Raw genomic sequence first — 12,892 nt, 5'->3', positions numbered from 1 at the left:
GTGTGCGTTGGGTAGGTATCCCATGTCGCCGGCCTGGACCGTTACGGCGGCGTACTCCGGGTAAGGAACGGCATGGGAACCACACCTACGGCGCGCACCCACGAGGAACATCTCGGGCACATCGTCTTCATCACGGCCGCCGCCGCCATCGGCGGGTTCCTCTTCGGCTACGACAGCGCGGTGATCAACGGGGCGGTCACCGGCATCCAGCGGCACTTCCAGGTCGGCCCCGTGGAGACCGGGACGACGGTGGCCGCGGCGCTGCTCGGCTCCGCGGCCGGGGCGTGGTTCGCCGGACGGCTGGCCGACCGCCTCGGACGTACCAGGACCATGCAGATCGCCGCCACCGTGTTCGCGGTCAGCTCGATCGGGCAGGCCCTGCCGTTCGCCATCTGGGACCTCGCGATCTGGCGGGTCGTGGCCGGCATCGCCATCGGGATGGCCTCGGTCACCGGCCCCGCCTACATCGCCGAGGTCGCGCCGCCCGCCTACCGAGGCAGGCTCGGTTCCTTCCAGCAACTGGCGATCGTGCTCGGCATCGCGACCTCCCAGCTCGTCAACTACGTCATCGCCCAGCTCGCCGGCGGCGACGTCAACAACCCGCTCGGCCCCTTGCAGGCGTGGCAGTGGATGCTGGGGGCCTGCCTGATCCCCGCGCTGCTCTTCCTGCTGTTCGCGACCATCATCCCCGAGTCGCCGCGGTTCCTCGTGGCGGTGGGCAGGACCACCGAGGCCCACCGGGTGCTTCGCGAGGTCGAAGGCGAGGACGTCGACGTGGAGGCTCGGGTGGGGGAGATCCGCTCGGTGCTGCAGAGCGAGCGCAAGACCACCATGCGCGACCTGCGCGGGCCGAAGTTCGGGCTGCAGGGCATCGTCTGGGTCGGCATTCTGCTGTCGATGTTCCAGCAGTTCGTGGGCATCAACGTGATCTTCTACTACTCGTCGGCGCTGTGGCAGTCGGTGGGCATCGAGCAGTCCCAGTCGCTGCTGATCAGCTTCTCCACCTCGATCATCAACATCGTCGGCACCTTCATCGCCATCGCCCTGGTGGACCGGCTCGGGCGCAGGCCGCTGCTGATGACCGGTTCGGTGGGCATGGCGGTGGCCCTCGCCACGGCGGCGTGGGCGTTCAGCGCGGCCGGCGGCGCCGGGGAGGACGTCGCGCTGCCCCCGTTGCAGGGCATGGTCGCGCTCATCGCGGCGCACGTCTTCGTGCTGTTCTTCGCCCTGTCATGGGGTGTGGTGGTCTGGGTACTGCTGGGCGAGATGTTCCCCAACCGCATCCGCGCGACCGCGCTGTCGGTCGCGGCGGCGGCCCAGTGGATCTCCAACTGGCTGATCACCGTGACCTTCCCCAGCCTGTCGGAGTGGAACCTTTCCGGGGCCTACGTCGGATACGCCACGTTCGCCGTGCTGTCGTTCCTGTTCGTGCTGTTCTTCGTGCGGGAGACCAAGGGCCGCAGGCTGGAGGAGATGGGCTGAGCCGTACGGCCCCTTGGTCACCGGCGGTGATGGTGGTGGCGGGCGATGCCGGCGCCCATGAACGCGATCATCGCGATCATCATGATCAGCGGCGCCCCCAGGCCGCCGGCGAGCAGGACGAGGGCGAACAGAATGACGAACGGGGCCACGGGCGGGCCCCCGCGTCCGCGGCGCATGCGCGGCGGGCCGTACATCCCGCGCCAGGGGCCGTGCCCATGTCCGTGCCCATGTCCGTGCCCGTACCCGTGCCCATGCCCGTGTCCGTGCCATGGTGTGCCGGGCTGCCATGGTCCGGGCCAGGGGCCCTGGTCGTCGCGGGGCTGCGGCTGGGCGCGGCCGGCCGGAGCCGGGAGGTCTTCGGCGATCTTGGCCAGCTCGCCTCCCGTCTTCGCGCCGAGCGTGAGGCCCAGGCGCTCCTCCAGCTCCTCCTGGGTCAGGCGGCCCTGGGCGAAGTGCTCACGCAGGGCCGCCATCATTTCGTCGCGCTCCGCGTCGCCGATGCGGAGATGGTCGCGAGACGTCATCCGGGTCACTCCTCCGAGGGGTCACCGTCTGCCAAGATCTGGTAGAGCTTGCGGCGGGTCTCAATAAGAGTCTGCCTCGCCTCCCGGATCTGTGCCTCGCTTCCGGTCTGGAGAATCTGCATCATCGCGAACGCCGACTGGCGGGCGCTCTCCATCAGCTCCCTGGTGCTGTCGTCGACGTCGGGGGTCATCTCCTCCCACGGCGCGCGCAACTCCTCGGGGTGCTCGGTGACGTAGGCCCTGCCCTGCTCGGTGAGCTGGAACGTCTTGCGCCCGTCGGTCTCCTCGGCGCGGACCAGGCCCTCGTCGGCGAGCTGCTGCAGCGCCGGGTAGACCGCGCCCGGGCTGGGCTTCCAGCCGCCCCGGCTGCGCTCGGCGATCTCCTGGATGATCTGGTAGCCGTTGCGCGGCCCCTCGGCCAGCAGCGCCAGGATCGCCGCGCGGACGTCGCCGCGCTTGGCCTTGCGGCCACGCCCGAAGTGCCGCCCGCCCGGCGGGAAGCCGCCGAAGAAGCCCGGGCCGAAGTCGCGCCTGAAGTCCCACGGGAACGGCCCGCGGGGGCCCCGGTGGCGGCGCTCGTGCGGACCGCCCTCGTCCGGCCCGTGCTGCCCGCCGTGCTGTCCACCGTGTTGACCACCGTGCGGCCCGCCGTGGTGCCAGGCGGACGCCATCGCCCGCACGGCCGACCGCGCCGCCCGCCGGAACTGCCGGTGGATCTCGTGCGGGTCGCCGTGTGCCCAGTCATCTCCCATCGCATGTGCCGATGCCATGTCTCGCCCTCCTCTGGACGTACTAATACGATCACTCTCGATGCTTCTACGATATATCGCTACTGTTCTGCTCGCAAGTGGACGCATGTGGACGTAACGCGTGAGCCAGATCACTGGAATAATCGACAGGGTCAGGGAACAAAGCCTGGCGACGTACGCGTTGTCAGGGCATAGACGGGATCGTTCCCACCTCGGAAGGGCTGGGGGGTGCTTTCGAGGCCAGGGACGGTCCCGTCTGTCGTCTTTTCTGGCGGTTTTTCGGGGCCTGTGTGGTTTCCCGGCGACACGTCGTCGTCACCGTGCCGGATACTCGGCGCGGGCGGCCCATTGCCGTAGGCTGGTCAGCCGTGATCTTGTCATGATGGGGCACACGCACGCCCTCACCGGGGCGGTGGCCTGGCTGGCGGTGGCCCCCGGTCTCGCCGCCCTGCCGTACCTCCAGGAGTCCTCGCGGTTCGTCGAGGTGGGCATCATGGCCGGCGCGCTGACGCCGGCCGAGCTGATCGCGGGGGCGCTGGTGTGCGCGGGCGCCGCGATGCTGCCCGACCTCGACCACCCCAGCGCGACGATCGCGCAGACGTTCGGCCCGGTCACCTGGGCCCTCAGCAAGGCGGTCGCATGGATCAGCGGCGGCCACCGGGGGGCCACGCACTCCCTGGTGTTCGCCGTGGCGGTCGGCATGGGGGCGCACATGCTGGCGACGCGCTACCCACTCGGGCGCGACATCCTGGTCGTGCTGATGATCGGGCTCGCGCTGCGCGCGATCGGGATCGGCATCCCGGGCAAGAAGCTCGGCTCTGCCCTGGTCAACATCGGCCTCACGGTGGGGCTCTACGCGGTGTTCCGATCGCTGGAGGTCGGATACGCCTGGCTGGGGCTGGCGATCGGCATCGGCAGCCTGGTCCATGTGGTGGGCGACTGCTGCACCGAGAAGGGCTGCCCGGTGCTCTGGCCGCTGCGGCAGCGGTGGGTGCTGCCGTACAAGATCGGGCTGAAGACCGGCCGCGCGTTCGAGCAGAAGATCCTGGCCCCGATCCTCTCCCTGGCGGTCGTCGGGCTCCTCTATCTCCGGTTGGCTCCGCTGTAGCTTGATGTCGAGATATCATGGAAGATATCTTGATATCGAGACATCCGGAGGATGTCCGCTTGGTCGGGCTGGGTTAGGCCGGTCTGACCGGGTTAGGTAGACCTAACTGGCGGGCTCGCTCCGCGCGTGCGGGAGGATTCCCCTTGGGAGGGGCCATCGCCCGCCCGAAGACGAGACCAACGGCAATGGAGGAGGCGACCCATCGTGTCCGCGAACAGCTTCGGCAGCCGTGACACGCTCCGCGTAGGTGAGGCGGCCTACGAGATCTATCGGCTGGACGCTGTCGAGGGATCGGCGCGCCTCCCCTACAGCCTGAAGATTCTCCTGGAGAACCTGCTGCGCACCGAGGACGGTGCGAACATCACCGCCGACCACATCAGGGCACTCGGCGGCTGGGACCCGTCGGCCGCCCCCGGCGTGGAGATCCAGTTCACCCCCGCCCGCGTGATCATGCAGGACTTCACCGGCGTGCCCTGCGTGGTGGACCTCGCGACCATGCGCGAGGCGGTGCGCGACCTCGGCGGCGACCCGGCGAGGATCAACCCGCTCGCCCCCGCCGAGCTGGTCATCGACCACTCGGTGATCGTCGACTTCTTCGGCGGCTCCGACTCCTTCCGCCGCAACGTCGAGCGGGAGTACGAGCGCAACCGCGAGCGCTACCAGTTCCTGCGCTGGGGACAGACCGCCTTCGACGAGTTCAAGGTGGTGCCCCCGGGCACCGGCATCGTCCACCAGGTCAACATCGAGCACCTGGCCCGCGTCGTGATGACCAGGGACGGCAAGGCGTACCCCGACACCTGTGTGGGCACCGACTCCCACACCACCATGGAGAACGGCATCGGCGTGCTCGGCTGGGGCGTCGGCGGCATCGAGGCCGAGGCCGCCATGCTCGGCCAGCCGATCTCCATGCTGATCCCGAGGGTCGTCGGCTTCAAGCTCACCGGCAGGCTCCCCGCCGGGGCGACCGCCACCGACCTGGTGCTGACGATCACCGAGATGCTGCGCAAGCACGGCGTGGTCGGCAAGTTCGTGGAGTTCTTCGGCGAGGGCGTGTCCAGCGTGCCGCTGGCCAACCGCGCCACCATCGGCAACATGAGCCCCGAGTTCGGCTCCACCTGCGCGATCTTCCCGATCGACGGCCAGACCATCGACTACCTCACCCTGACCGGCCGCAGCGAGGAGCAGATCGCCCTGGTCGAGGCGTACGCCAAGGCGCAGGGCCTGTGGCACGACCCCGCCAACGAGCCGGTCTACTCCGAGTACATCGAGCTGGACCTCTCCACCGTCGTCCCGTCCATCGCGGGCCCCAAGCGCCCGCAGGACCGCATCGCGCTGTCGGACGCCAAGGAGACCTGGCGGCGTGACGTCCGCGCCTTCGTGGCCGACGAGGACGGCGTGGACGAGGCGTCCAAGGAGTCCTTCCCCGCCTCCGACAGCCCCGCCTCCAACGCGGTCGCCAACGGCGGGCGCAGGCCGCACAGGCCCACGCCGGTCGAGTCCGCCGAGCGCGGCACCTTCGAGCTCGACCACGGCGCCGTGGTGATCGCCGCGATCACCTCCTGCACCAACACCTCCAACCCGTACGTGATGCTCGCCGCGGCGCTGCTCGCCAAGAACGCCGTGGACGCGGGCCTGTCCAGCAAGCCGTGGGTGAAGACCTCGCTCGCCCCCGGGTCCCAGGTGGTGACGGGCTACTTCGAGCGGTCCGGGCTCCAGCCGTACCTGGACAAGCTGGGCTTCAACCTGGTCGGCTACGGCTGCACCACCTGCATCGGCAACTCCGGCCCGCTGCCGGAGGAGATCTCCGCCGCGGTGCAGGCCGGCGACCTCGCGGTCACCGCCGTCCTCTCGGGCAACCGCAACTTCGAGGGCCGGATCAACCCCGACGTCAAGATGAACTACCTGGCGTCGCCGCCGCTGGTGGTCGCGTACGCGCTGGCCGGCACGATGGACCTCGACCTCGACAACGAGCCGCTGGGCATCGGCACCGACGGCAAGCCGGTCTACCTCGCCGACATCTGGCCGAGCCCCGAGGCGGTGACCGAGGTCGTCAACTCCTCGATCGGCCAGGACATGTTCAAGCGCGACTACGCCGACGTCTTCAAGGGCGACGAGACGTGGCGCTCGCTGCCGATCCCGACCGGCGACACCTTCGAGTGGGACCCCGAGTCGACGTACGCGCGCAAGGCCCCCTACTTCGACGGCATGCCGCCGGAGCCCGCGCCGGTCACCGACATCCCCGGCGCCCGGGTGCTCGCCCTGCTCGGCGACTCGGTCACCACCGACCACATCTCCCCGGCCGGTTCCATCAAGGCCGACTCCCCGGCCGGACAGTACCTCCGCGACAAGGGCGTGGCGGTCAAGGACTTCAACTCCTACGGCTCGCGCCGGGGCAACCACGAGGTCATGATCCGCGGCACCTTCGCCAACATCCGCCTGCGCAACCAGCTCGCCCCCGGCACCGAGGGCGGCTGGACCCGCGACTTCACCGTCGAGGGCGGACCGGTCGCCACCATCTACGACGCCTCGGTCAACTACCAGTCCGCCGGGGTGCCGCTGGTGGTGCTGGCGGGCAAGGAGTACGGCTCGGGCTCCTCCCGTGACTGGGCGGCCAAGGGCACCGCGCTGCTCGGGGTACGGGCGGTCATCGCCGAGTCCTACGAGCGCATCCACCGCTCCAACCTGATCGGCATGGGCGTGCTGCCCCTGCAGTTCCCCGAGGGCGCCTCGGTGGCCTCACTCGGCCTCACCGGCGAGGAGACCTTCGACATCACCGGCGTCGAGGAACTGAACGAGGGCGGCATCCCGCGCACGGTCAAGGTCCGCGCGGGCGACGTCGAGTTCGACGCGGTGGTCCGCATCGACACCCCGGGCGAGGCCGACTACTACCGCCACGGCGGCATCATGCAGTACGTCCTGCGCTCCCTGCTCGCCAAGAACTAACCCCGGCATCCCAAGGCCGCCCGCCGCCAGCGGGCGGCCTTCGCCATCCCCGCTTCAGGTCCGGCAAGCCAGGCCCTCAATCGCCTTCGCTTCGCTCAGCCATGTTTTTTCTGTCGTCCGCGTCGGCCCCGCCCTCAAATGGCCTTCGCTTCGCTCAGCCGTTTTCTCTGCCGGGCTCCGCCCGACGCTTGCGCCATCGGCCGGCCTCCATGCACCCCGATCCCGAGCCATTCCAGGGGCGATATGAAAACGCTGGGAGAAGTGGATCACCTACCCATTCCACTTACTACCGCCTTTGTGTCCGGCGATAACGAGAATCGTGCTCTCTCACCGTGCCCAGCATCGGCTCCTACGGAAGCCCTTCCAGCCCATTGCGCCGTTGCCCAGGCGGGTCACCGTACCTACCCGCCACCCCTCCGAGGCGATGCGCGCTGCCGCATGCCCCAAGCCTTCGCTTCGCTCAGCCGCGTTTCCCATCCGATCTCGAACCATTCCAGATACCTCATGCGCCAGTACAACGTCGAAACCCATGACCGCACCATCGCCCCCCATCGCAGCGCACGGTATCTGGGGCCAGTGCTGATCGCCGCCTGATCCGGCGGCCCCCGTCCGCAGCCAATGGTTCGTCCGCAAGCGGCCGTAGAAGCCACACCACCACCACCACCTCCTCATCAACCTGCCGGCCGAGCCGAACGCGATGGCCCCGCCGCTGATGCAGTCCAAACCGAGTTGCGCCTCGTCACCACGAACCCGTATCTCAATAGCCAGTCGGGGCGCATCGGGTCAGGTCCGCTCTTGAGGATGCCGACTGGAACTCCGCTATCGGTAGCGGAGTTCTCCGGCACCTGCTGACCGCTAATCTCGAACCGCGTCCCGGGTCCATGCGTGCTGGAACAGCGCCACCGCGCGTGTACGCGAACGAAATGAAGGGCCTTACGAACCCCGGGGAGATGGTCCGCGTTTTCGCCGAGTCGGAGGAGAACGGTCGATGAGGGCCATGTTCGCCCCACTCTCCATCCCCGTCTTCCGGTGGGTGTGGATAGGCCAGGCGACGAACCTGACCGGGGACGCCGCATACGGAGTATCGGTGGCGCTGTTGCTGCTACCGCGCGAGGACGCGCCCCGTGCGCTGGGCACGGTGCTCGGTATGGCCGCACTCGGCGGGATCGTCTCCATTCTCGTGGGAGGCGCGCTGGCCGACCGGCACCGCCGGGCCCGAATTATCATCGTCTCCGACCTGCTGCGCGCCGCCGCCGTCGCCGGGATCCTCGTCGCCGGGCCCTTGGCGCCGCTGTGGCTGCTGGGATCGCTGTCCGGGCTGCTGGGCGTCGGGATGGGCCTGTACCGCCCGGCGTACATGGCGGTACTGCCGAGCCTGGTGCCGCCCGATCGGTTGTCCGGCGCCAACGCGCTGCGCTCGATAACGAACCGGCTGACGACCCTGGTCGGGGCCGCCCTCGGAGGCGCCCTGTCGGTGATGACGTCGCCGCAGTGGGCGCTCGGTGTCAACGTCATGACCTTCACCGTCAGCATCCTCACGCTTGTTCGAGTGTCCGAGGCGGTACACGAGGCACCGGAACACCGGCCGTCGCTCGCCGCCGAGATCGCCGCCGGCCTGCGTTACGTCTCGTCGCGGCCCTGGATGGCCGCGGTGATGATCCAGGGGACCGTCCAGATGGCACTGGTCGCCGCACCGGTCGCGCTGATCCTGCCGATGCTCACCGGACGTGAGGGCGCGTGGTACGGCTGGATCGTGGCGGCGGAGGCCGCCGGCGCGTTCCTGGGGGCGAGTCTGGCGGCCACCATCCGATCCCGCTCCCGGGGCTGGATCGCCATGCTCGCCCTGCTGGCGCAGGCGCCCCAGACGGTGACCCTCATGCTGCAGGCGCATCCGCCGATGATCCTGGCGGCCTCGGCGCTGACCGGTGCCGGACTCTCGGTGTTCGCCGTACTGTGGACGACCGCCCTCCAGACCGGGGTACCCGCCGGCTACCTGGGCCGGGTGTTCTCCGTAGACGGACTGGCCACGGCCGGGCTGAGCCCGGTCGGCTATGTGGTCGCAGGGTGGCTGCTCGCCGACCTCGGCACCACCACGCTGGCCGGGTTCGCCGGTATCGCCCTGGCCATCTCGATCGTCGCCGTACTCCCGATCCCGGGCCTGCGCCGGCTCAGCGAAACCGACGATCGACCGCCACAACGGAGGATGAAGGGACAGCCGATCCAAGGATGAATGGAAATTCCGCTGCGCGGACGTACTGGCCATGGCGGCGGCCTCCGAGATGGGGCCGCGGTTGCGCTGAACCCGTGCTGGGCCTTGGTGGATCGGCTGTAGCGTTTATCCCGGAGTTACTGGAGAAATGGTGTACAGCGTGACTGATTTGCCGAGAATTGCGGTTCGCCTTGCCGCCGCACTTTTAGTGCCGCTCCTGACATCCGCCTGCCTGATGATGCCGGATCTGCATGTAGCGCCTGGTGTCATAAAGGATATGGAGAGTATCGGGGTGGTCCTGCAAAAGAAAACGCTCAACGCCGCCTTCGGGGACTACTATAATACCGTGATCCAGTCGCGCACCATCGCGGTGGACGCCTCCGACTCCGTGCGATCCTTCAGCAAGGTAGTGGCCTTTCTGAAAAGTCGCGGCTGGCATGTGATCAAGCATGAGCCGTACGATTATCTCAGACTTGAGTCGGATAAGTGGAAGAACACTGAAATAACAATATATAGTATTGAGTTCATGGAGCGATCCACGTCATCCCTTTCGGAGGACGGAAAAGCCTGGAAAAAGCACGCAGGCGGGCCGGCTCCCGGACGATAGTGGGCGCACTCGCCAGCCGCACGGACGGTTGATCACGTAGCGGCGGTCTTGTTGTCCGGCTCGATGTGGCCTCAAGCTCGTGGTCGGCGACGGCTCAGCCACCTTTCCGGGGCTGAGCCGTGCCGGTCGAATCAAGTGGTCGTGGTGGTGGACACCTGGCTGATCGGGGAGAGACGGTCATGCCGGTCCAGGCGGCTGATGGCCGCCGTGGAAGCGAGTACTGCGGTGGCCATGGCAGCCCATGGCAGGCTTGCCGCCCCGCCACCGCAGGGATCGCCCGCCAGATCGACGTACATGAGGCCGTCGCTCATGGGAGTCGGCATCTCGGCCTCAGCCGAGGCCCCCGAGCCGTAGGATCCCAGGATGAATGACGATGAGTGGAACGACATCATGGATGAGGCGAAGGAGGGCGAGTGCGGCCCTTGGATGTGCCCTGAGTGCGACGGGTACACCGTCGAGTTGGGTGAGCGGTTCGAGCAGGGCCAGGTGGTGGAGCTCACACTGATGTGCGTCGCCTGCGAGGCACAGGTCGTCGCACCTGCCTGAACTCGACCGTACAAGGATTCGGCGTCCCTGCCACGGGCATCGAAAGGCCGGGCGTCGGCCGCCGGATTCCCGCAGGCCGGTTTACCCGGCCAAGGGCCGTCGCCCCCGCGCGGAACGTCGCCTCACCGGCCCCTTTCACTATTCCGGCGTACTTGGTCTGCCCTCCTAGACCAGGCGAACCCGACCGATACCGACCTCGCCAGCGCGATCCTCGGCGGCGAACCTGGCCGGCGCGGACTTGCGGGGATCTCGTCGGCTCATGTCCGCAGGCATGCCAACTTTTCCTCCGAAAGGCGCGTCTTACCCTTATGGGCATATTGTCTCGCGGTATCGCCGCTGTCGCCGCCTTCGTCGTCATCACGGGGCCGGCCACCGCCGATGCCGCGACGCCGGGCGGTCAGTGGAGCGTCGTCCATAACGACCGCCGCGACTCCTACGACGCGCTGACGGTGACGCCGGGCGGGGCGGTCTGGGTCGCCGGGACCAGGCGTACCGAGTCGTTCCTATTGAGGGGCGGGCGGTCCGCGTTCAAGCGCGTCGCAGGGCCGGGCTTCCGGGTGAAGCGGCTGGCGTCGGCGTCCGACACCCGGGTCTGGGCGTTCGGCGCGTCCCGGTACGCCCGGTGGAACGGCAAGCGCTGGCAGGTCAAGCCATGGCGGCACGGCCGGGTGGATCGGGCGTACTCCATCGGCGCGAACCTGTGGGTCATCGAGAACTCCAACACGTTCCCGTCGGCCGGTAAGGCCGGGTGGAAGGCGCGGTCCACGCTGCGGCGCCTGACCGGGTCGGAGTGGCGCAAGGTCCCCACGCCGATCGTGGTCAAGGGGCTCGACGGCATGTGGGCGGCGGGTTCGGTACGGGGCACGGCGGCCCTGGCCCGCTGGACCGGCAAGACCTGGCGAACGGTCGCCCTCCCCGCGGTTCCGTCCACGCGCCCGGGCCAGATCTCGGAACTGACGGACGTCGCGATGGACGGCGAGACCGGCCGGGTCATGGCCGTCGGCTGGGCCGCCTGGCCATGCGGCGGCGCGAAGCGCTTCTGCGGTGAGACGCTGCTGCTGTCCGGCTACCTGGGCAGCTTCAAGTACGAGGTCCGTAACGAACCCGGCCTCCAGCCGCGCGCCCAGGCGGAGCCCGACGGCAGAGGCGGAGCCTGGATCGCCTACGACGCCAAGGCCGGAGGCAGCGCCTACCTGCACATCGGCCCCGAAACCGTCGAGCCTGGCACCTTCCCGGCCCCACCGAACCAGCGCCCATCCGTCCGCGACCTCGCCACCCAACTCGAAAGCGGCGGCCTCGCCTGGGCAATCGGCACAGCCCCCTCCGGCGGCAACGGCACCATCTGGGCCTACCGCCGAGGCTAGGCTGGCATCGTGACCCACCTGCAACAGTTGGTCGATGACGCCGACCGCGACGGGATCGACAAGCTCGTGGTCGGCGCCGTCGTCCACTCCAGCGGCCGGGTCCTCATCCTGCGCCGCAGCGCGGGCGACTTCATGGGCGGCATCGAGGAATTGCCGTCCGGCGGCGTCGAGCCCGGCGAGGGCCTGCTGCAGGCACTCTCGCGCGAACTGGCAGAAGAGATCGGCTGGTGCCGCCCACTGACCATCGAGCCAGGCTTCGTCGCCGGCTTCGATTACACCAGCGGCTCGGGCCGCGCCGCCCGCCAGCTCACCTTTGCCGTCGCCGCCCCCGATCGCGCAGTCACATTGTCGGGCGAACACACCGGCCATCGCTGGATCGACCCGGCCGACGTACACGACAGCGACCTGACCCCGGAGTCGGCCCAGACCATTCACGCGTGGGCCCGACACAGCGCCGGGAACGACGATGTACCTGGATCATCCAAGCCTCAGAGAATGTCTCCCGAAGGCTGATCAGAGGTTTCAGGGCACTCCAGGTCTGTGCATGCGGTCCATGGATGTCCCGAGGTCACGCTCGGGCCACGTCCGTTCGGGGATCGGCCGGGATACGGCGGAAACCGGCGGCCAGGGATCTTGAGTTGAGCTTGCCGTAGGTGCGGTGCCGGGGCGGATCGGCGTCGGCTGCCTCGTCAAGGGACAGCGGTGCGCAAACGCAGCCGAGAGGCCCGATCTTGTGTCACCGTTCGCAGCGGACTTCTTCGCCTACTCGGTCAACGGCGCATCCGATAGCGCAGGTGAAGCACCCGGTTGCCCTGAATCACCACGTCAGGGTCCTCCAACAGGTGCTGCGCGTTCACCGACCCGAAGTAGCGCTTGCCGGACCCGAACACGACGGGAACGACGTCCATGCGCACCTCGTCGACCAGGCCCGCGGCGAGCACCTGGCCACCGACGTCGCCGGCGGCGACCTCGACCACGCGATCGTCCGCGAGCTCCTGCGCCTTGGCCATGGCCGCCTCGACGCCGTCGACGAAGTGAAACGGTGCCTCGGCGTCCCAGCCCTCGGGCGCCGGCCGGTGCGTCACGACGACCACGTGGTCGATCCCGCCCGGAGGCTTCCCGTCCCAGCCGTCCGTCATGTCGAAGACGTGGCGGCCGGCGATCGTGACTCCGATCTGGTCCCAGTACGACCGGGTGTGGTCGTAGGACGTCTGCGACACCTTCAGCACGCCGCTCTCGTCCAACGGGACGTCACCGCTGGTCAACCAGTCGAACAGTGGTCCGGGCCGGTCATTATCGTCGGCGATGAAGCCGTCCACCGACACCGAGCTGTACATGATCACTTTGCCCATGGGGCTCT

General features: G+C 68.7%; 12 protein-coding genes. 8 read left to right on the top strand and 4 right to left on the bottom strand.

What is annotated here, in order from left to right; translation table 11 throughout:
• Nucleotides 1–72: 72 nt before the first annotated feature.
• Nucleotides 73–1,482 carry a sugar porter family MFS transporter gene (locus tag DP939_RS12920; protein ID WP_113980910.1) on the top strand — a complete coding sequence of 470 codons (1,410 nt, stop codon included), beginning with the start codon at nt 73–75 and terminating at the stop codon, nt 1,480–1,482.
• 17 nt (nt 1,483–1,499) lie between these two features.
• Here DP939_RS12920 and DP939_RS46940 read toward each other — a convergent pair whose 3' ends face one another.
• On the bottom strand, nt 1,500–2,006 hold the full coding sequence (locus DP939_RS46940; RefSeq protein ID WP_199565129.1) for a DUF1707 SHOCT-like domain-containing protein: 507 nt from the start codon (nt 2,004–2,006) through the stop codon (nt 1,500–1,502).
• Nucleotides 2,007–2,011: 5 nt separating this feature from the next.
• Entirely contained in the window at nt 2,012–2,776 is a 765-nt protein-coding gene (locus DP939_RS12910) for a PadR family transcriptional regulator (RefSeq protein ID WP_113980909.1), read from the bottom strand.
• A gap of 358 nt (nt 2,777–3,134) precedes the next feature.
• Here DP939_RS12910 and DP939_RS12905 point away from each other — a divergent pair, with 358 nt between their 5' ends.
• The 4 genes from DP939_RS12905 to DP939_RS45410 all read left to right on the top strand — a co-directional run bounded on the left by DP939_RS12905 (nt 3,135) and on the right by DP939_RS45410 (nt 9,622).
• Entirely contained in the window at nt 3,135–3,863 is a 729-nt protein-coding gene (locus DP939_RS12905) for a metal-dependent hydrolase (RefSeq protein ID WP_113980908.1), read from the top strand.
• Between the two features lie 204 nt (nt 3,864–4,067).
• Nucleotides 4,068–6,806 carry an aconitate hydratase AcnA gene (acnA, locus tag DP939_RS12900; RefSeq protein WP_113980907.1) on the top strand — a complete coding sequence of 913 codons (2,739 nt, stop codon included), beginning with the start codon at nt 4,068–4,070 and terminating at the stop codon, nt 6,804–6,806.
• Nucleotides 6,807–7,794: 988 nt separating this feature from the next.
• Nucleotides 7,795–9,036 carry an MFS transporter gene (locus tag DP939_RS12895; protein ID WP_199565128.1) on the top strand — a complete coding sequence of 414 codons (1,242 nt, stop codon included), beginning with the start codon at nt 7,795–7,797 and terminating at the stop codon, nt 9,034–9,036.
• Nucleotides 9,037–9,175: 139 nt separating this feature from the next.
• Nucleotides 9,176–9,622: a hypothetical protein gene (locus DP939_RS45410; RefSeq protein ID WP_147267973.1), complete on the top strand. Its 447-nt coding sequence runs from the start codon at nt 9,176–9,178 to the stop codon at nt 9,620–9,622.
• Nucleotides 9,623–9,753: 131 nt separating this feature from the next.
• Here DP939_RS45410 and DP939_RS12890 read toward each other — a convergent pair whose 3' ends face one another.
• Nucleotides 9,754–9,933, bottom strand: a complete 180-nt coding sequence (locus DP939_RS12890) for a hypothetical protein (protein WP_147267972.1) — start codon at nt 9,931–9,933, stop codon at nt 9,754–9,756.
• 52 nt (nt 9,934–9,985) lie between these two features.
• On the opposite strand from DP939_RS12890, the gene DP939_RS45405 reads away from it, so the two are divergent.
• The 3 genes from DP939_RS45405 to DP939_RS12880 all read left to right on the top strand — a co-directional run bounded on the left by DP939_RS45405 (nt 9,986) and on the right by DP939_RS12880 (nt 12,045).
• Nucleotides 9,986–10,168 carry a hypothetical protein gene (locus DP939_RS45405; RefSeq protein ID WP_147267971.1) on the top strand — a complete coding sequence of 61 codons (183 nt, stop codon included), beginning with the start codon at nt 9,986–9,988 and terminating at the stop codon, nt 10,166–10,168.
• Between the two features lie 317 nt (nt 10,169–10,485).
• Nucleotides 10,486–11,532 (top strand): hypothetical protein, encoded by a 1,047-nt coding sequence (locus DP939_RS12885; RefSeq protein ID WP_113980905.1) that lies wholly within the window; start codon nt 10,486–10,488, stop codon nt 11,530–11,532.
• A gap of 9 nt (nt 11,533–11,541) precedes the next feature.
• Complete coding sequence (locus tag DP939_RS12880) at nt 11,542–12,045, top strand: NUDIX domain-containing protein (RefSeq protein ID WP_225878216.1); 504 nt, start codon at nt 11,542–11,544, stop codon at nt 12,043–12,045.
• A gap of 257 nt (nt 12,046–12,302) precedes the next feature.
• Here the strand turns inward: DP939_RS12880 and DP939_RS12875 are convergent, their stop codons facing one another.
• A complete protein-coding gene (locus tag DP939_RS12875; protein WP_113980903.1) occupies nt 12,303–12,884 on the bottom strand; it encodes a dihydrofolate reductase family protein in 582 nt (193 codons plus the stop codon).
• Between the last annotated feature and the right edge of the window lie 8 nt (nt 12,885–12,892).

This window comes from Spongiactinospora rosea, from assembly GCF_003315795.1.
GTDB lineage: Bacteria > Actinomycetota > Actinomycetes > Streptosporangiales > Streptosporangiaceae > Spongiactinospora > Spongiactinospora rosea.
The sequence above is the reverse complement of the archived record's forward strand: the minus strand, read 5'-3'. Positions and strand labels throughout refer to the sequence as shown.